The following is an 18,996-nucleotide window of genomic DNA, read 5'->3' as shown; positions in this document are numbered from 1 at the left end:
AACAAAAATAAAATTAAAAAAAGACGGTCTCCCGTCTTTTTAGTCTAATACGACACTGAAGTATAGTCCGAGAGGCTCATTTAATACAAGATCTTCTTCCTTCATCATAGGAGTTATCAGGATTAGACTATCCCCTTCAGTATTAAACTCAAGAGTATCTAACTGTTTCATTGCTTTTGAACGCTCTTCACCTTCAAGTGTTTCAATATTATATGCTTCTTTAAATTCTTCGTAACTCATGTAGTTCAAGTCTTCGTATATCTTGTCTTTATTCTTCACTTTCGATAAGTCCAATTTATACATAGACGTGTAAGGATCTTCTAAATTTAAAATCGTCGACATACTATAGTCATATTCTTTTAAGAAATCTGTCACCGCAGTATTATAAATGGAACTTTCTCCGTAGAGCATTGTATAGCCAGTTTTTACACCTAGGCCGAAAGGTACTTTACCTGTATATTTTACTGCTGGTTGATTCAGAGTTTTAAGCGATACATACGCATCATTGTAATTCTTTTGAAGTTTTTCCACAACCTTGTTCGTGATAGTATTTTCATCACCGACATAGAAGTTAAATATTTCAAGTGAGCCAGTCTCGTATTCATTTCCTTCTTTTAAGTTATAGAAGAAATCTCTTTTCGCCGTTAACGCTGAATTATCCAGCTTTTTAAGTTCATTCATGATTGTCCCATTAGGATCTTCTGTCACTTGGTACTCACGGTGTATTTTACTTCCGTCTTTTAATAAATAATTGATGTTTACAGTGTTTACAAGCTGATCTGTATTATATACTTTAAGTTCTTGGTTCTGTAATGTTTCATGTAGGCTAATGACATTTTTAACATCCTTAGTGGATCTAGTGTATTCATAATCCGGTCTGAAATATTTCTCTGTTTCACTATCATAGAAATATTGAGTCGATGTCCAATCTGAAACTTTTACCGCTTCTACTTCTGAAATTTCTGGCACGTGAGATACATACATCTTCCATCCTGCTATAAAAATTATCCAGAATAATGCGATTATGGCTAGAGTAATCAGGATATTTTTAAGTTCAAATTTAATTCGTACGTTATCTTGCATGAACATTAATGCAAGAATGTAGGATATTAACGCACCAATCGCAAACATGAATACTGTGATGACGAGACCAATTGGAATGAGCACTGTCAAAACTAAACCAATCATCAACATTCCAAGAATCGTTAGGATCGTGACAGAAATATTGTATAGCACCGTGTAGTTGAAAACTGAATTTACGTTTTCATTCTTCCTATTTTTATAAAGTATATAACTTCCAGCAAAAAGTATCATTGCAAGAACAATCCAGAAGATAAAGTTAAGAGATCCAAGATTTTCTGCACTCATGTCAAGGAGTATGGAAACTGGGAACGATAAATTCGTTAGAAAGTTAGAATTGAGGATCATATTTTCTGCTACTCCATTGAAAAAGTATGATCCGTTAAGTATCACGAAAGCGAACAATACAATAGGTAGGAACATCGCGATTACAATCATCTCAAGATGTAAGTTCAAGCTGTTGACCAAGAATCCTACAAAGAGACTGATTGAATAGATGATGAACTGTACGACTAACGTAAAGAGTGCCCATACACTAATTTCCATCGGTGTAATTAAGCCTTCTAGAAAAGGACTCATGATGAGTGCTATTACGACAACTGTCCCTAATGGAATAATCATTGCCAAGAATCCAACGATATTCGCGCTCATAAAAATGCTACCACGTTTAATTGGTAAACTATGAATATAATCTGACGATGCTTCTTTGTTTTTAAATCCAAACAACATGACAGCTAACGTTACTGCAAATACCATGGATACAATCATCTGAAGGTAGCCATTAATAATCAGTATGTTTCCCGTCGCGTAACTCTCTGGATCAACAATGTTAAACTGATTTGCTTTACTCATAATATACAGAGAAACGGGAACGAGAATAATCATTAAGAGCGTGTATGCAAAAGTGACCCAGAATATCGTTCCCGTAAAATACTTCGTTAATACGCTATTCGATGATAATATTTTCGATTTCATAACCAATCTCCCCCATTTCATAAGCAAATATTTCTTCTAATGTTAATGGTAAGATATCGTACATGAGCGGATTGTATTTTGATACTTTTTCCTCAACGTTACTAATATCACCACGTAAGATAGATGTAATGATGCGTCCTTTTATCGATTTGTGAACAACATTTAAATCTTTGTAGAAATCTTCGCTTGGTAGTTCTTTAAATGCAATCTGTAATTTACAGTGTGATCCTTTCACTTCGTTTAAATCTTGAGTAATGAGTATATGTCCTTTATGCATAATCGATACGGCGTCACATAAATCTTCCATTTCACGCAAGTTATGACTGGATGCTAGGACTGTTAAACCATAGTTTGAAATATCCTGCATCATGATATTTTTAACTTGTCGTCTGACAATCGGATCTAACCCATCAAAGGGTTCGTCTAACAACATGACTTTAGGTTTTGATGCAAAAGCGAGTATAAATGAAGCTTGTCTCTTCATGCCTTTAGACATTTGATTTAAAGGCTTTTTTGGGTTTAACCTAAAGTGTTCACATAACTTTTTAAATCTTGATTCGCTGAAGTTTGGATACATCGCTCTATAATACTCAGCCATCTTGTTAATTGTTGCACCAGGGAAATAGAATGGAATGTCGTTGATAAACAACACTTCTCTCTTTATAGATACATTCTCATAAACAGGTATGTCATTATAAAGTACCGTACCGTTATCCGCTTCATAAATACCGGCAAACACTTTCATTAACGTTGTTTTACCCGCACCGTTTGACCCAAGCAATCCATGGATTGTCCCAGACTGTACTACGATATCTGTGTTATCTACTGCTTTAAATTTACCGAAGTATTTATTTACATTATTTGCTACGATTTTCATCTACATTCACCTCTTCTATTTCATATTCAATGGCGTCTATGATTTTTATTAATTCATCTTTTGATACATTTAAAAATAATAATTCTTTTAATATCGCAACAAGGTCCTCTTTTAATGCACTGACATGAACGTTGTTTTTCATCTCACTGACCTCTTTCACATAACTGCCTTTTCCAGGTAGTGAGTAAATATAACCAAGTCGTTCGAGTTCTCTATATGCTTTTTGTATGGTGTTCGGATTGATTGTGAGTTCACTTGCAAGTTGACGTACAGATGGCATTTTTTCATCTGCTTGAATGACACCTTGGAAAATCATCTCTTTTATATGCTCAACAAGTTGTTCGTAAATGGGTATGCGACTCTTTAAGTCTAGATCAAACATAGACACACCTCCTATATTATCTGTATTAATTAGTATAATACAGATGAGTTGGTCGTAAGTCAATTGAAATTACTTGTAGTGTATATTAAAAAAGACATGTTCCCGTTTGGAAACATGTCTGTAATTCTTATTTACTTAAATCTACATTGTGGTGTACTGTTTGTACGTCTTCTAAGTCCTCTAGCGCATCGATGAGTTTGTCAAAGAGTGCAAGGTCTACATCATCTAACTGTACTTCATTTTGAGCAACCATAGAGAGTTCCGCAACCTCATACTCCTTGACACCAATTTCGTCTAATGCAGTCTTTATTTCATTATAGTCTGTCGTTTCTCCGTAAACTACCGTAAAGCCGTTTTCTTCTGTCACGTCTTTAACGTTTACATCTCTCTCTAAGAGTTCCATCATAATTATGTCAGCATCAAACGCGTTAAATACAAATACTGATACTGCATCAAACATATAGCTTACTGCGCCACTGACACCCATGTTACCACCGTTTTTACCAAATGCTGCACGCACATCACTTGCTGTTCTGTTGTGGTTATTTGTCAATGCATCTACAATGATCATCGAACCGTTTGGTCCAAACCCTTCATATCTTAACTCATCGAAGTTCTCATCGTCTGTTCCCTTCGCTTTGTCTATTGCCTTATCGATGATGTGCTTAGGAATCGAAAATGTTTTAGCACGTTCTAACACCATCTTAAGTGCTGCGTTACTCTCAGGATTGGGTTCTCCTTTTTTGGCAGCAACATAAATTTCGCGGCCAAATTTCGCGTAAATTCGACTAGTGTTCTGGTCTTTTTGTGCTTTCTTTTCTTTAATATTGTTCCACTTTCTGCCCATTCTCATCTTCCTTACTTCCAAATTTAACTGTTTAATTATACCAAAACATAGGCTATTCTGGTTTATTTTTTTGATTTTCTTCTAACAAAGTATTATTAATGACCATTTCCACTTGATAAATTCTTGATACCAGTCCGTGTAGTGGTGCTTGAGTCATCTTGTAGATTGTCCATGGTAGACGTGATTTAAAGTCATGAAGCATCATGATGAATGTTTTATTATCTGGTAATGCTCTAAATTCAAATTTCGCTTCTGTACCTTTTTCTAGAAGCGAGCCACCAACAACTTTAAGAAGGACCATGCGTTCTTCTTCGTTTTCTCTATCCCTCTCCATGATGAGCATGGCTTTATCTAAAGTAGGAAATGTGATTTCAATCGTATCATCATATACTTCAATTTCGACAACGCCAAACACGATTGTGTCTAACCATTTGAAGTAATATTTGGCAACGTCTTCTAGAGTCCAGCCGTCCGGAATATGGGCGCGCTGTGCGCTACGCATTGTATGGTTGGAAGGATTTTTATATTTCAAGCTCTTTCCATAACGCAGTATTTTCGTATTCGTGTGCGTCACTGGTGTTTGATATGCACTTAAAATTTCTTTAACTTCTTCGTGTTCAATCTCTTCAGATACATAAATAATCTGCTTTACAGTAGATGCTTCAGCAGCGCGACCTAAGTTATCCGCAATGAGTTGTAAAAATGTATCGAATCGCCCTTGGTTAAGTCGCGCAAATCTCATAATTGGGTCTTCATGAAAGATGACGATATCCATATGAGCTACTGCTTCTCTCATGTCATCTAGCTCATAAAAATCAAGATCTAACCAATTGATTTCATGGAATAGACTGGGTTTATCTGGATTAATAAATGCATAAATTTCGTTATTCTCTTTTAAAGAGTCATACAGAGACTGACCGACTTCTCCATACACACCCATTAGAAGTATCTTCGCCATAGTTTCACGTTCACCTACACTTCTTTAAAGTTTATGTTTCTTCCTAAAATGAATAGGATTAAAAATAAAACAATCATTACGATTGCCATACTGAGAAACGGCAGTCCGAATAGTGTTGTGAAGTACCCTGCAAGAGTAGATCCGACAACTGAACCAAGTGAAAAGTAACTGTAAAAAATTCCGTTTGCTTTTCCACGTTCACTCATATTGGCGAACTGTCCAATAATCTTATTCATGGATGGGAAAACGAGGGCATATCCACATCCGTAGAGCGCGAGCGTCAAATACATGAACGATAATGACGTTGCAAAGTGAATACAAATCATCGATATTGTGATGACTAAAATCCCGATTTCAATAAGTTTTAATGCTGAAACGTCTGTGTACATTCTGTTTAATGGCGTGCCAAATATAATTACCGCTGTGATTCCAAATACACTTAATAGCGCACCTGTGACGTGATCGTCGAGTCCAAGTTCTATTGTCTTTAACGGAAGCGCAAAAGATAATGCTCCCATAGATGTCATTAGTGCGAGTGATGACAGATATGAAACATTTAGTGTACGTCTCTTTAGTAATGTAATCCAAGATGTCTCACTCGATGATTTTCTCGACTCTACTGTCGAGCTCTCTTTCGTACCGTATGCTGTTAATAAGAATCCAACTACATAGATACCTGCAAGCACCATGTATAGTGTCTCATAGCTTGCTTTAGATGAAATGATTCCACCCATCGCTGGTCCCACTACTGCTGCTGTACCAATTGCAACTCCTGTAAATGCCATTGATTTACCAATTGCTTGTCGTCTAGAAATATCCTGTACTAAGCTAAATGCCGCTGGCGTCAATGTCCCACTCGTAAATCCGTGTATCGCACGGATTCCGATTAAAACTGGGATTGACGGTGTACTCACATAAATACTGATGATGATTACTTGTAAGAACATACCAAATAGCAATGTCTTTTTACGCCCTACTTTGTCAGATAAATACCCACCTATAATATTACCGAGCAAGTTTGTAACTGAGTATGTAGCAACAACGATGCTTGCAGTGAATTCATCTGCACCTAGAGACATTGCGAACGGTGTCACAACAGGTAGTTGGACAAATAAGTCTAGGAAACAGATAACGATTATAAAATAAATTAACCCCTTCATCTTCAACGTCCTTATATTATATATATATCAATCAATTACCATTAATAGATTATACCAAAAAAGGCCCCAGTAATCACTGAGACCGATTGATTAAACTCTATCTTTTTTATTTAATGTGCTTTCGTACTTGTCTATGATACCCGCGATTGCTCCGTCACCAGTAATATTTGCTGCTGTACCAAAGCTATCTTGTGCAATGTATAGTGCAATCATGAATGCAACAGCTGCTTCACTAAAGCCAAGTTGTGATACTAAAATACCGCTCGCTGCCATAATTGCTCCACCTGGAACCCCAGGAGCTGCTACCATTACAATACCAAGAAGTAAGATAAACCCAATCATCTTACCAACACCGACAACTTCAAATCCTGGCATAACGCTCATTACCGCTACAGAACACGCTGTGATTGTGATAGTAGATCCAGAAAGATGAATCGTTGCTCCAAGCGGAATAACGAAGTTTGCAATCTTCTCACGAATGCCTGCCTCTTTCGTTTTTGGTAACGTAACAGTGATCGTTGCCGCACTGCTCATTGTACCAAGTGCCGTAACGTATGCAGGAATCATTGTACCAAGCATCTTAAAAGGATTCTTTCCAAGTAAACTTCCTGCGATTGTGTACTGAATAACAAGCCATATCCAGTGTAAGATTACTGCAACGAGTAATACAACTCCAAATACCGAAAGTGTTTCAAATACAGTTCCTGTTGCTGCCATTCCAGCGAAAACACCTGCGATGTAGAATGGTAGAATACGAATAACTACGCGTTCAATTAAGAACTCAACGATTTCTTTACCTTGGTGTACCCATGTTTTCATCGTTTCAGCTTTTAAGATATTCATAACAATTCCCAGTGAAAATGCAAGAACTAATGCTGTTAAGATATCCATTGGTGGTGGAATATCAAATTCTAAGAATGTTTTGATGCCTTCTGCTTCCTCAGGCACCGATCCACCGCTTGTTACGATTGGCATGATGAATCGAGCGACGAAGTATGCAAGTAAGCCTGCACAAATCGTTGATACATATGCAACACCGATCGTTGCTCCAACCACTTTCCCTGATCCAGTTCCAATAGATGAAATACCATCTGCAATAAAGAATAAAATGATTAGTGGAATCAAGAAGAAAATAAACGAACCAAGCACTGATTGCATCGTGACAAATAGACGTGCAATTATTTCCATAATTGATTGAGCTGTCGTACCATCAGAAGTTAAATAATAACCTCCGCCTACTAAAATACCAATAACAATACCTGCAATTAACTTACCTAAGAGTTTCACATTACTCCTCCTTTATATAAGCGTATCCTTAAAACACCTTTTCATAAGCAACGTACCAACGGTCTAATCTGCCATGTAAATTTAACTTACCGCGATATTCATATCCACGTTTTTCAAATAAACGTTGCATCGGTATATTTTCGATTGACGTATCAGAATGTACTCCGAGATACCCTTTTTCTTTAAACATCTCTTCTGCATTTTCCATAAGTCTTGATGCGATACCCTTTGATTGTACATCTGGATCTACTGCTGCTCTATGGAATGCAATACTATCAAGTCGAGTCAGTTCCCAAGGGATATCGTCATATTCATAGGCATGGTTATCATCAGCAACAATAAAGCCTAGAACTTCCCCTTCTTCCTCATATACATATAAAGAACGTTCTTTGATATCTTTTAAGAAAACGTCTTCATTTGGATAATCCGCATTCCATTGTGGATTTCCAGACTTTTGCATTACTTTAGCGACACGATTCTTAATATCCATTATGGTGTGAATATCGGACTCTTTACCTTGTCTTATTCCCATAGATCATACTTCCTTTTTAAATAAGTGTTTTAATTTATACTCTTTACATGGTATTATACATATATGTAAAGCGTTTTAATAGATTAATATAGTAAGGAGTTTGACAAATGTTCAAATTTGATAGAGATACAAAACCATATCATTTAACAAATTTAGTATTTTACCTCTTTACCTTAGTAGTACTTTGTGCAATTTACTATTTCGGTTTCTTACCACCGTTACTAGACGCAGTCGATGAAGGATTTTTCACTAACTTTGGACTTAGAGAATTAGGTGGTTCATTATTCTTCCTAATCTTAGTAATTGTGCCTCTTGCACTAATCGCAGGTATAATTTACCATACCAAAGGATTTTTAAACCCAGAAACTAAAGCACACGTAAGATAAGTTTAAATACATAAATTCCCCTCCCTTTAGACAAAAGTCTAAAGGGAGGGGAATTTTTATAGTCTATTATTTACTTTTTCTATGTGCATATCTTGGTGTATCATGCCATGTTGTGTCTACTCTTCAAAGTATTTCAAATTCATGCGCTCTATTCAATTATATTGTTATGAGTTTGATTTCCAAACAGCGTTAAATCTTTCTGCACAACGACCTAATTAATCTCCACTAGAATGCCCGATGTCCAATATCCTTACGATAAAACACGGCATCGTTTTCAAATTCGATTTGTTCGACTTTTTTATATGCATCTGTCTTCGCATCTTCAATCGTTTGTCCGCGTCCGAGCACAAGTACTGTGCGTCCGCCGCTCGTCACAAACGTGTTATCGTCTGTTCTCTTCAAGGCGCTAATAACGCAGTCGTCTTGAATACTTTCAGGTATCACAACTTCATTGCCGAGTTCTGGCGTGTCTGGATAATTCTTTGACGCAAGCATTACTCCAACAACATATTCATCTCTGAATGAAAGCTTGGTCTCTTTCTTTTCATCTAGATTCATTAACACCTCTAACAGATCGCTTTCCATCAGATCGAGCAATACTTGTGCTTCCGGATCACCTAGACGCGCATTATACTCAATCGTTTTCACGCCATCTTGCGTCACAATCGCACCAAGATAAAGTACGCCAAAATAGTTCATGCCTTCAGATACCATCGCGTCCACCGTTGGCTTAACTATTTTTTCAACAGCTTCGTCAACAAACTTCTGTTCGATGTAGTCAACCGGTGCGTAAACACCCATACCACCAGTGTTCGGGCCTTTATCTCCGTCATATGCACGCTTGTGGTCTTGCGCGATAATACTGAATGGAATGAATGTGTCACCGTTCACAAACACCATCAGACTGAATTCATCGCCGTCTAAGAATTCTTCTATAACGAGTTCTTCGTTTTCTGATTGCAGTGCGTCGACTCCGTTTAACGCTTCTTCTAATGTGTGTGCGATAATTACACCCTTACCTGCTGCGAGTCCATCTTTCTTAAGTACAATCGGAAAATCCGTAGTTTTTAAATATGCTTTTGACTCCTCGACGCTCATGAATGTCTTGTGTGTCGCTGTCGGAATATCGTATTTCTCCATGAGTGCTTTAGTGAATGCTTTGGATGATTCCATCTGAGCTTCATATTTACGTGGACCAAAAACTTTAAGTCTAAAGTCGCCTTCTAGTGTGTCTGTTAGTCCTTCAGATAGTGGTGCTTCTGGTCCGATAAACACCCAGTCAACCTTATTATCTCGTGCGAATTCACCAATTTTTTGGTGATCGCTCATGTCGATATCCGTTACACATTCCGCTTCAGTCACACCATCGTTACCGTTGAGAATAAATATTTTATTACTATGCTTTGATCTTGCTAATGCCTTAACAATTGCAGCTTCTCGTCCGCCGCTTCCAATAACTAAAGTGTTCATAATTTCTCCTTAATGTTTGAAATGACGTTTTCCAGTAAATACCATTGCCATGCCATGTGCGTCACAGTAATCAATAGATTCTTGATCTCGCTTAGAACCACCCGGTTGAATAATCGCCTTGATACCCGCTTTATCTGCAGTTTCTACGGAGTCCGGCATAGGGAAGAATCCATCACTTGCCATTACAACATTGTCGCCCATTTCGACTGCGCGTTCAATCGCAATCTTAAGCGCACCTACACGGTTCATTTGTCCTGCACCGATACCAACAGTTTGTTTATCATTTGCTAAAACGATTGCGTTAGATTTAACGTGCTTCACAACTTCCCATGCGAGAGTCATCGCTGTGAGCTGTTCATCTGTAGGCTGTACTTTCGTTACAACTTTAATGTCGTCTAAATTTAGGTGTTCTGCGTCTCTTGATTGAACGAGATAGCCACCCGATACGCTCACGATTTCATCGTCGTTAAAGTTCTCAGTGAAGTCAACTTCTAGTACACGTAGGTTTTTCTTTTCTTGTAATAGTTCGAGTGCTGCTGCCGTGTATTTTGGAGCAATAATCACTTCCAGGAAAATCTTAGATAGCTCTTGAGCTGTCTCTAAGTCTACTTCTTTGTTCAGTGCAACGATACCCCCGAATATTGATTGAGTGTCCGCTTCATATGCATTCATGTATGCTTCGTGAATCGTTTCTCCGACACCAACACCACATGGGTTCATGTGTTTTACAGCAACTGCCGCTGGTTTCGTAAATTTACGGGCCAAAAGATATGCACTATCTGCGTCACGTAAGTTATTGTATGAAAGTTCTTTACCGTTTAAGATTTTCGCATTTAAAATCGTGTTCTTTTCATTTGATGTCTTCACATATTTCGCAGTCTGTTGCGGGTTCTCACCGTAGCGAAGGGTCTTTTCATTCTGACTAAAAAAGTTCACAATCGCTTGATCATAATTATTTGTATGACTAAACACTTTAATCATAAGTTCTTTTCTGTAGTCTTCCGTCACATCGTTCGTTTCGATTCTAGAAATTAACCCTTTATAATCGTTGGGATCTACAACTGCAATCACGTGCTTGTAGTTCTTTGCTGCTGCACGAAGCATCGTCGGTCCACCAATATCGATGTTTTCAATCGCTTCTTCAATCGTTACATTCGGATCTTTCACTGTTTCTTCAAATGGATAAAGGTTCACAACAACCATGTCGATGAGTTCAATACCGTTACGTTTTAAATCTCCTAAATGAGCATGTTTACTTCTGTCCGCTAAGATTCCGCCATGAACACTTGGGTGTAATGTCTTTACACGACCATCCATGATTTCTTCAAACTGAGTCAGTTCGAACACACTTTTAACTGGGATATTTTTATCTTCTAAAAACTTTAACGTTCCACCTGTTGAGTATAGTTCATAACCGTTTTTTACTAAATCACTGGCAAAAGTATCGAGTCCACTCTTGTCAGATACGCTTAACAAAGCTTTCATTGTCGTTCCTCCAGTACCATTTTTAAGGCTTCAATATATAGTCGATATTCTACTTCATGTATTTTTTCTTCAAGAGTTTCGAGTGTGTCTTTATCTTCAATAATCACGGCTTCTTGCGCGATAATCATTCCTGTATCAATTCCGCTGTCTACATAATGCACTGTTACACCGGTAACTTTCACGCCGTATTCGAATGCGTCTTTAATACCTTCGCGTCCCTTGAATGACGGAAGTAATGACGGATGGAGATTGATGATTTTATCTTCATATTTACTGATAAAATCAGGGGACAAAATTTTCATGAACCCTGCCAAGACAATAAGTTCCACTTCATACTCTTTAAGTATCGTGAGAATTTCTTTCTCAAATGAGTCTTTTGTATGTTGTTTTCTATCTACAATTCGATAGGGAACGTCTAGATTTTTCGCGCGTTCAATCGCGTAAGCATGGGGATTATCTACAATCAAGACCTTGATACTGATATCAAGGTCCGACTGTACTATATTCTGGAAATTAGAACCAGAACCTGAGGCAAGTATAGCGACATTAGTTGCCATATAGCTCAAGTCCTTCGCCTTCTATGACTTCTCCGATTAAAACGGCATCTTCACCATTTTCTTTTAAGATATTGATTGCTTTTTCTGCTTCGTCTTCTGTTACTACAATCATGTATCCAATTCCCATGTTGAATACGTTATACGCTTCTTCTTGACTTAGCTTTGATGTCTCAAGTAACCAGTCAATCACCACAGGCATCTTAATAGTAGAAAGATCAATCTTCGCGCCTAACCCTTCAGGTAATGCACGTGGTACGTTTTCATAGAATCCACCACCTGTGATATGACTCATTGATTTGATTGCGACGTGCTTCTTGAGTTCAAGAACAGGTTTTACATAGATTTTCGTTGGTTCTAATAATCTTTCGATTAAAGGTTTCCCCGCTAAATCCATGTTAAAGTCGACTCTGTTATCTGCTAACACTTTACGAACAAGAGAGAAACCATTTGAATGTACACCACTTGAAGGTAAACCAATAATTTTATCTCCTGCTTTTACATTTACGAAATCAACATACTCTTCTTTTTCAACTGCACCAACTGCAAATCCAGCGATGTCGTAGTCACCTGGTTTGTACATGTCTCCCATCTCAGCAGTCTCCCCACCGATCAGTGCACAGTTTGATTGAACGCAACCTTCTGATACCCCTTTAACGATGTCTGCAACGTGCTCAGGGATTACTTTATTTACCGCGATGTAATCTAAGAAATAAAGTGGTTCTGCACCAACTGTTAAAATGTCGTTTACACACATCGCAACTGCATCGATACCGATTGTGTCATGTTTATCGCTCTCAATCGCAAGTGCAAGTTTTGTACCAACTCCATCAGTTCCTGAAACTAAAATCGGATGTTTCATATTGAGTTCAGATAAATCAAATGCCGCACCAAATCCGCCAAGTCCACCAAGGACTTCTTTTCTCATTGTTTTTTGAACATGAACCTTCATTTGCTTTACAGCTTCATATCCTGCTTCAATATCAACGCCTGCTTGTTTATATTGCTCTGACATAATTAAACTCCTTTAGATTTTTGCTCTTTCACTTGTGGAAGTACGTTGTCAACCACTTCAATTGGATAGTTTCCAGTAAAACATGCATCGCATTGTCCACGTGATCCGAAGCTATGATAGACTTCATGCATTTTTCCTACTGAAAGGTAAGTCAGTGAGTCCGCACCGATCTCATCTCTAATTTCTTCTGTCGTTTTTTTTGATGCGATAATTTCTGCATGAGTTGATACGTCGATTCCGTAGAAACATGGATGTTTTAACGGAGGAGACGATACGCCCATATGCACTTCTTTCGCTCCTGCTTTTCTTAATGCTTTAACGATATATTTTGATGTTGTACCACGCACGATCGAGTCGTCGATAACGATGATTTTCTTACCTTCAACGATATCCCTTACTGGAGAAAGCTTCATGCGTACTGCACGTTCTCTTGCTTCCTGTCCAGGTGTGATAAAGGTACGACCCACATATCGATTCTTAAGTAATCCCGCTTCATGTGGAATGCCAGATTTATTTGCATATCCACGTGCTGCAGCAAGTGACGAATCCGGTACACCGATGACAATATCTGCATCTACGTTCATCTCTTCAGACAATGCTTCACCGAGGGCTTTTCTGATTCGATAAGTCGAGTGATGTCTAAATTCAGAGTCTGCTCTTGCGAAATAGATGTACTCCATTGAACACATGCTTGGGTTCTCAACGAATGAATGGCGATCGTATTCGATACCCTCGTCTGAGATCGTGATGAGTTCACCCGGTTCAAGATCTCTTATGTACTCGGCACCTATTGCAGAGAACGCACATGTTTCACTTGCAACACACCAACACCCATCTATCTTGCCGAGCATAAGCGGACGTACGCCGTGATCGTCTAATGCTACTGTGAGTGAATCTTCATGAAGAATCGCAAATGCATAGGCACCTTTGATTTGACGAAGTGCGCTCTTGATTTTGCCCTTTTTATTTCTTGACTTTGAACGCTTTAAAAGATGTGCGAAGACCTCGATATCTGATGATGTTTGGAAAATAGAACCTTCTGACTCTAACGCTTTACGAAGATGGATTGCATTCGTAAAGTTACCATTATGTGCAAGTCCAAGATCTCCACTATAGCTCTTGAATAGAAATGGCTGAACGTTTGCGAGTTCACTAGAAGTTTTCGTCGCATATCTAACATGTCCAATCGCATTTGGAAATGGCTTCAGAGATTTAACTTGTTCTGTCGATAACGCTTCGTTTAGTAAACCTAAACCGCGTGCACCGAATAGAAATTCTCCATTCGATGCAACGATTCCTGCACCATTTTGACCACGGTGCTGTAGGCTGTGTAGTGCAATGTACGTGAGTTCACTTGCTTTTTCATGACCCCAAACACCAAAAATGCCACACTCTTCATTAATTCCTTTTAATTCATACATTCTGGGATTGCGCCTCCCCAAAGTCCTTTAACTTTCTCTTGTTTCATGTATAATTCAAAGTTTTGTGCAGATACTTTAAAGTCATCTCCACCAACTGTTCCGATTTCAATACCATCTTTAATGTTTAGTCCTTTTTTACCAACAACAATGTATGTTCCTGGAGTCTCTGCAAATAATAAATCTGCACGAACGTCGACACTCACGTCCACTCCTAAGTCATATGCACTCGCAAGTTGAGCAAGTTTAATGATAAATCCACCGCGTGCAATCGGTGCGATTTTCTTTAAGTCTCCTGCTACGAGCATTTCACGTAATGTGTTGCCACGCTCTAACTCTGTTTTAAGATCAACGACACGCTCCCCACGACGCGCAACACCATCAACGAGTTTCTCAATCTGACTTCCGTTGAACTGCTCTGTTAATTCACCTACTAGGTAGATGCTGTCACCGTTATCAATCCAAGCATCTTGTAAGTAAGTAGAGTCTTCGATTAACCCAACCATACCAATGATTGGTGTTGGGTGTACTGGACCGTCTTTTGTCTCGTTGTATAGAGATACGTTACCTGATATAACAGGGATGTTTAATGCTTTGCCCGCTTCAGCCATACCTTTAGTTGATTCGCTGATTGTGTAGTACATCTTTTTATTTTCTGGGTTACCGAAGTTTAATCCATCTGTTAAACCGATTGGCACCGCACCAGTTGCAATTGTTGTTCTGAACGCGTTAAGAATCGTTTCTTTACCACCATTGTATGGATCTGAGTAAACGTAACGGCCTTTACCGTCGATTGCTACTGAGATTGCTTTGTTGCTATCACCGATTTGAACAATCGCGCCTCCAAAACCTGAACCTTGGAGTGTGTTTTTATCTCCACTATTGAATTTAGAGTAAATGTAGCTCTTGTCTCCAAGAGTTGGATGACCCATTAGTTCTATGAATACTTTTTCTAGGTCTTCGTTACTGAAGTCTGTTCTTAGTTCATCTTGCTCGATTGGTTCTGATTCTAAAATGTACTCAGGCGCATTCTCTAAGTGCTCAGTTGGCAGATCTGCATATAATTCTCCTTCGTAGTAAAGTTTTAATGCATCGCCTTCTATTACTTCACCAATGACCGCTGTTGGTAGACCGTGCCTTCTAAAGATTTCTAAGAATTCTTCTTCTGAACCATCTTCAACAACAAGTAACATTCTTTCTTGTGTTTCAGAAAGCATCATTTCAAATGGTGAAATTGTTTCGTCATCGACTGGTACTTGGTCTAAGTAAAGTACTAAGCCGTGCCCACCTTTAGCTGCCATTTCAGCAGAAGAAGACGTTAAACCAGCCGCACCCATGTCTTGAATACCTATGAGTTTCGGATGTTTGATTGCTTCAAGCGTTGACTCCATTAACTTTTTACCAACTTCAGGGTAACCTTCTTGCGTGTCCGGAATTTCTACTTTACGATCTTCACCAAGTTCTTCAGAAGAGAATGATGCGCCTAAAATTCCGTCCTTACCCGTTTCGAGGCCTGCGTATATCACTTTGTTACCGACACCTTTAGCAAGACCTTTTTGAATATCATCATGGTCAATTAACCCTACAGCCATAGCGTTTACAAGTGGACGTCCTTGGAAGGCACTGTCAAATTCAGTTTCACCAGTCACTGCTGGGATATCAATTGTATTACCATAGTATGCAAGGCCATCTGTTGCCTCTTTTAATAACCATTTACTGTTGTCGTTATCAAGCTCACCAAAACGAAGCGAGTTTACGAGTGCGATTGGCTTTGAGCCTATTGATACGATGTCACGAACAATACCACCGATACCAGTACCTGCACCGTGGAATGGTGCTACTGCTGATGGTGAGTTGTGTGATTCAACTTTAAATACAACTGCCTGGTTGTCCCCGATATCTACTACTCCAGCACCTTCACCAGGTCCCATTAGTACACGTTCGCCTTCAGTCATGAACTGACGTAAAAAGGTCTTAGAAGTTTTATATGAACAGTGCTCACTCCACATTGATGCAAAGATTCCCGCTTCAGTGTAGTTTGGTTCACGGCCTAATAGTTCTACTATCTTTTTGTATTCATCTTCTCTTAGTCCCATGTTCAAATATAGCTTTTGCTCTTTTACTTCAGCTGGTGTTGGTTCATTAAATTTAGTCATTATGTTCCTCCAAGGTACGGTTTTTATTTAAATTTTTTCTTAAAAAATGTGCTTTCTAAAACGTCTAATGTGTTTTCTATGTCTTCAGTCAAAATTGTCACGTGGCCCATCTTACGTTCAGGCTTACGATCTGTCTTACCGTAAAGATGCACATGCCAGTCTGAATGATCGAATAACGTATTTTCTAATCTGTCTAAGTCTTTGCCAAGCAAGTTTAGCATTATCGAATCTTCTAATAAATGAACTTTCGGTAACGGATGGTTACAGATCGCTAAGATATGCGCATCGAACTGACTGATGTTACACCCTTCTATTGAATAGTGTGCTGAGTTGTGAGGTCTTGGTGCGATTTCATTCACGTAGAGTGTCATGTTTTTATCGACAAAGAATTCTACAGTGAATGAGCCAACAAAATGGAGCTTCTCAAGGATCATTGCAACTTGTTCTTTTGCTTCGTCGAAGAGTTTAATTCTTGATGGCACAATTGTGCGGTAAAGAATCTGGTTTTTGTGTAAGTTCTCTTGTAGTGGGAAAAATACTGTTTGACCGTCGACGTTACGTGACACTGTAAGTGACACTTCTCCGTATAACTCTAAATATTTCTCTACTATGAGTTCTGTTTCACCGAAAGGAATGTCATCCATATCTGATTCTTGTTCGACGAGATATTGACCTTTACCATCATATCCTCCTGTTGCAGTCTTAACGATGACTGGGTAATCTTCTCGTCCGATGAATTCGAGTAAGTCTGTTTTTGTTTTTATATTATTGTAAGGTACGATGCGTGCACCTGAGTCGGAGATCGTGCGTTTTTCATCGTCTCTATTTTGTAGTGTGAGCACTGTTTTTGCACCTTGTGGTACGTAGTATGTATCTACGAGTGTTGTGAGCAGCTCTGCGTCGATGTTTTCAAACTCATACGTCAGAACGTCAGACATTTCTGCGAGTTTTAGTAGCGCATCTTTGTCGCTGAAGTCCGCGCAAATAAATTCATGACACGACGACTTAGCTGGTGCGTCTTCCGAAGGGTCTAAAATCGCCACGCGATATCCCATGCGCAACGCACTTTGAGCTAGCATTTTCCCGAGCTGTCCGCCTCCGATGATGCCGATCGTTTGATTTGGATATATTCTATTTGAGGTCATCTTGCATATCCTCCACTTTTTGTTCGAGTTCTTTTGTATATACACTTAATTTTTCATAGAGTTCTGGGTTTGACAGTGATAGGATCTTTGCTGCAAATAATCCGGCATTTGTAGCACCAGCTTCACCGATCGCCATTGTAGCAACAGGTACGCCTCCTGGCATTTGTACAATTGAGTAGAGTGAATCTAAACCTGACAGTGATTTAGACTGAATCGGAACACCAATCACTGGAACGTGAGTCATGCTTGCAATCATGCCTGGTAAGTGTGCAGCACCACCAGCGCCAGCAATAATTACATCGATCCCTTTGTCTTTAGCACATTGTGCGTATTCCACCATTTTGATTGGAGTTCGATGGGCACTGACTACTTCTGTACGTACTTCAACTCCAAATTTCACTAGAATGTCTTTCGCTTTTTTCATCGTTGGCCAATCTGATGATGAGCCCATAACGATACTGACGACCATTTATTCCACCTCGTTTTTAAATTCATAATAAATATACCATACTCTCGAGCCTAAAAATATAAATAAGCGAACTTTATTTATATTTTAATATATAACGTTTGTGTTTTCGGTTGATTTACACACTTTATATGAGAAAATAACCGATTTACACTGTAAATCGGTTATTTTTCATCTCCTGATGCCTGGAGGATCGCATCTATATAATGTTGTGATTCACGTGCACCATTCAGTGCATGTGTTTTATTAAAAATAAAGAAAGGTACACCTTGAATACCAAGCACGTATGCATAGTTTTCATCTGCAATCACTTCTTCTGTGTATATCGAAGCATCTTTTAACATCACACGAGTCTTATTTGCATCTAATCCGTTATTAGACGCAATTTCTACAAGGGTTTCGAAATCTGCGAGATTCTTATTTTCAGTAAAATGCGCATAATAAAGTGCTTCTAAAACGTCATGTTCGTGTCCTGTCTCTGCTGCATATTTAATTAAACGATGCGCATCGCGTGTGTTTGAAGGTACAATATTATCTAGATTTAATGTAATACCAATTTTTTTTGCATTAGAAATAAGCGGTTTATTGTTTTCTTTAACCGCTTCTTCTGTACTATTATAACGCATGGCTAATGTTTCATATAACGACTTTGTCGGGTACTTTTCTGCTTGGTTATCTAGTTCAAAACTCTTATAAATAACGTTAAACTTATCTTCACCAAATTCTTTCAATGCCGTTTCTAAGTTGCGTTTCCCTATATAACAAAATGGGCAAGATGTATCTAAGTAAACTTCAACATCCAT

The 18,996-nt window shown here is 38.6% G+C and carries 18 protein-coding genes; 1 reads left to right on the top strand and 17 read right to left on the bottom strand.

Annotated elements, in window-relative coordinates:
- Window positions 1-39: 39 nt before the first annotated feature.
- The 8 genes from H9D55_RS00185 to H9D55_RS00150 form a co-directional block, all read right to left on the bottom strand.
- Window positions 40-2,055 carry an ABC-2 family transporter permease gene (locus H9D55_RS00185; RefSeq protein WP_186075757.1) on the bottom strand — a complete coding sequence of 672 codons (2,016 nt, stop codon included), beginning with the start codon at window positions 2,053-2,055 and terminating at the stop codon, window positions 40-42.
- The gene (locus tag H9D55_RS00180) at window positions 2,027-2,932 is read right to left on the bottom strand and encodes an ABC transporter ATP-binding protein (protein ID WP_186075755.1); all 906 of its coding nucleotides are present in this window, start codon (window positions 2,930-2,932) and stop codon (window positions 2,027-2,029) included. Before H9D55_RS00180 ends, H9D55_RS00185 begins: the two co-directional genes overlap by 29 nt.
- Complete coding sequence (locus H9D55_RS00175) at window positions 2,913-3,314, bottom strand: GntR family transcriptional regulator (protein ID WP_186075753.1); 402 nt, start codon at window positions 3,312-3,314, stop codon at window positions 2,913-2,915. The genes H9D55_RS00180 and H9D55_RS00175 overlap by 20 nt, the downstream gene beginning before the upstream one ends.
- 127 nt (window positions 3,315-3,441) lie before the next feature.
- Entirely contained in the window at window positions 3,442-4,161 is a 720-nt protein-coding gene (locus H9D55_RS00170; protein ID WP_186075751.1) for a YebC/PmpR family DNA-binding transcriptional regulator, read from the bottom strand.
- A gap of 52 nt (window positions 4,162-4,213) precedes the next feature.
- Window positions 4,214-5,119 (bottom strand): Rossmann-fold NAD(P)-binding domain-containing protein, encoded by a 906-nt coding sequence (locus H9D55_RS00165; protein WP_186075749.1) that lies wholly within the window; start codon window positions 5,117-5,119, stop codon window positions 4,214-4,216.
- 14 nt (window positions 5,120-5,133) lie between these two features.
- Complete coding sequence (locus tag H9D55_RS00160) at window positions 5,134-6,279, bottom strand: MFS transporter (protein WP_186075748.1); 1,146 nt, start codon at window positions 6,277-6,279, stop codon at window positions 5,134-5,136.
- 90 nt (window positions 6,280-6,369) lie between these two features.
- Window positions 6,370-7,566 (bottom strand): dicarboxylate/amino acid:cation symporter, encoded by a 1,197-nt coding sequence (locus H9D55_RS00155; protein WP_186075747.1) that lies wholly within the window; start codon window positions 7,564-7,566, stop codon window positions 6,370-6,372.
- A 28-nt stretch (window positions 7,567-7,594) separates the two neighbouring features.
- Window positions 7,595-8,098 (bottom strand): GNAT family N-acetyltransferase, encoded by a 504-nt coding sequence (locus tag H9D55_RS00150; protein ID WP_186075746.1) that lies wholly within the window; start codon window positions 8,096-8,098, stop codon window positions 7,595-7,597.
- A gap of 107 nt (window positions 8,099-8,205) precedes the next feature.
- Between H9D55_RS00150 and H9D55_RS00145 the strand changes: the two genes are divergently transcribed.
- Complete coding sequence (locus H9D55_RS00145) at window positions 8,206-8,484, top strand: hypothetical protein (protein ID WP_186075745.1); 279 nt, start codon at window positions 8,206-8,208, stop codon at window positions 8,482-8,484.
- A 225-nt stretch (window positions 8,485-8,709) separates the two neighbouring features.
- Here the strand turns inward: H9D55_RS00145 and purD are convergent, their stop codons facing one another.
- From purD to H9D55_RS00100, 9 genes are all read right to left on the bottom strand, one after another.
- A complete protein-coding gene (purD, locus tag H9D55_RS00140) occupies window positions 8,710-9,954 on the bottom strand; it encodes a phosphoribosylamine--glycine ligase (protein WP_186075744.1) in 1,245 nt (414 codons plus the stop codon).
- Window positions 9,955-9,963: 9 nt separating this feature from the next.
- Complete coding sequence (purH, locus tag H9D55_RS00135; RefSeq protein WP_186075743.1) at window positions 9,964-11,439, bottom strand: bifunctional phosphoribosylaminoimidazolecarboxamide formyltransferase/IMP cyclohydrolase; 1,476 nt, start codon at window positions 11,437-11,439, stop codon at window positions 9,964-9,966.
- A complete protein-coding gene (gene purN / locus H9D55_RS00130; RefSeq protein WP_186075742.1) occupies window positions 11,436-11,996 on the bottom strand; it encodes a phosphoribosylglycinamide formyltransferase in 561 nt (186 codons plus the stop codon). Before purN ends, purH begins: the two co-directional genes overlap by 4 nt.
- Complete coding sequence (gene purM / locus H9D55_RS00125; RefSeq protein ID WP_186075741.1) at window positions 11,986-13,008, bottom strand: phosphoribosylformylglycinamidine cyclo-ligase; 1,023 nt, start codon at window positions 13,006-13,008, stop codon at window positions 11,986-11,988. Before purM ends, purN begins: the two co-directional genes overlap by 11 nt.
- A gap of 2 nt (window positions 13,009-13,010) precedes the next feature.
- Window positions 13,011-14,429 (bottom strand): amidophosphoribosyltransferase, encoded by a 1,419-nt coding sequence (purF, locus tag H9D55_RS00120; protein ID WP_186075739.1) that lies wholly within the window; start codon window positions 14,427-14,429, stop codon window positions 13,011-13,013.
- Entirely contained in the window at window positions 14,417-16,582 is a 2,166-nt protein-coding gene (gene purL / locus H9D55_RS00115; RefSeq protein WP_186075737.1) for a phosphoribosylformylglycinamidine synthase subunit PurL, read from the bottom strand. Before purL ends, purF begins: the two co-directional genes overlap by 13 nt.
- A 23-nt stretch (window positions 16,583-16,605) precedes the next feature.
- Complete coding sequence (gene purK, locus H9D55_RS00110; RefSeq protein ID WP_186075735.1) at window positions 16,606-17,727, bottom strand: 5-(carboxyamino)imidazole ribonucleotide synthase; 1,122 nt, start codon at window positions 17,725-17,727, stop codon at window positions 16,606-16,608.
- Window positions 17,714-18,196 (bottom strand): 5-(carboxyamino)imidazole ribonucleotide mutase, encoded by a 483-nt coding sequence (gene purE / locus H9D55_RS00105; protein WP_186075733.1) that lies wholly within the window; start codon window positions 18,194-18,196, stop codon window positions 17,714-17,716. The genes purK and purE overlap by 14 nt, the downstream gene beginning before the upstream one ends.
- A 161-nt stretch (window positions 18,197-18,357) precedes the next feature.
- The gene (locus tag H9D55_RS00100; RefSeq protein ID WP_186075731.1) at window positions 18,358-18,996 is read right to left on the bottom strand and encodes a DsbA family oxidoreductase; all 639 of its coding nucleotides are present in this window, start codon (window positions 18,994-18,996) and stop codon (window positions 18,358-18,360) included.

This window comes from Phocicoccus pinnipedialis, from assembly GCF_903994035.1.
Classification (GTDB): domain Bacteria; phylum Bacillota; class Bacilli; order Staphylococcales; family Salinicoccaceae; genus Phocicoccus; species Phocicoccus pinnipedialis.
The sequence above is the reverse complement of the archived record's forward strand: the minus strand, read 5'-3'. Positions and strand labels throughout refer to the sequence as shown.

Excerpts from the sequence above, each read along its gene's own strand:
- H9D55_RS00185 (WP_186075757.1), bottom strand. The coding sequence starts at position 2,055 with ATGAAATCGAAAATATTATCATCGAATAGCGTATTAACGAAGTATTTT.
- H9D55_RS00180 (WP_186075755.1), bottom strand. The coding sequence starts at position 2,932 with ATGAAAATCGTAGCAAATAATGTAAATAAATACTTCGGTAAATTTAAA.
- H9D55_RS00175 (WP_186075753.1), bottom strand. The coding sequence starts at position 3,314 with ATGTTTGATCTAGACTTAAAGAGTCGCATACCCATTTACGAACAACTT.
- H9D55_RS00170 (WP_186075751.1), bottom strand. The coding sequence starts at position 4,161 with ATGGGCAGAAAGTGGAACAATATTAAAGAAAAGAAAGCACAAAAAGAC.
- H9D55_RS00165 (WP_186075749.1), bottom strand. The coding sequence starts at position 5,119 with ATGGCGAAGATACTTCTAATGGGTGTGTATGGAGAAGTCGGTCAGTCT.
- H9D55_RS00160 (WP_186075748.1), bottom strand. The coding sequence starts at position 6,279 with ATGAAGGGGTTAATTTATTTTATAATCGTTATCTGTTTCCTAGACTTA.
- H9D55_RS00150 (WP_186075746.1), bottom strand. The coding sequence starts at position 8,098 with ATGGGAATAAGACAAGGTAAAGAGTCCGATATTCACACCATAATGGAT.
- H9D55_RS00145 (WP_186075745.1), top strand. The coding sequence starts at position 8,206 with ATGTTCAAATTTGATAGAGATACAAAACCATATCATTTAACAAATTTA.
- purD (WP_186075744.1), bottom strand. The coding sequence starts at position 9,954 with ATGAACACTTTAGTTATTGGAAGCGGCGGACGAGAAGCTGCAATTGTT.
- purH (WP_186075743.1), bottom strand. The coding sequence starts at position 11,439 with ATGAAAGCTTTGTTAAGCGTATCTGACAAGAGTGGACTCGATACTTTT.
- purN (WP_186075742.1), bottom strand. The coding sequence starts at position 11,996 with ATGGCAACTAATGTCGCTATACTTGCCTCAGGTTCTGGTTCTAATTTC.
- purM (WP_186075741.1), bottom strand. The coding sequence starts at position 13,008 with ATGTCAGAGCAATATAAACAAGCAGGCGTTGATATTGAAGCAGGATAT.
- purF (WP_186075739.1), bottom strand. The coding sequence starts at position 14,429 with ATGTATGAATTAAAAGGAATTAATGAAGAGTGTGGCATTTTTGGTGTT.
- purL (WP_186075737.1), bottom strand. The coding sequence starts at position 16,582 with ATGACTAAATTTAATGAACCAACACCAGCTGAAGTAAAAGAGCAAAAG.
- purK (WP_186075735.1), bottom strand. The coding sequence starts at position 17,727 with ATGACCTCAAATAGAATATATCCAAATCAAACGATCGGCATCATCGGA.
- purE (WP_186075733.1), bottom strand. The coding sequence starts at position 18,196 with ATGGTCGTCAGTATCGTTATGGGCTCATCATCAGATTGGCCAACGATG.
- H9D55_RS00100 (WP_186075731.1), bottom strand. The coding sequence starts at position 18,996 with ATGGATGTTGAAGTTTACTTAGATACATCTTGCCCATTTTGTTATATA.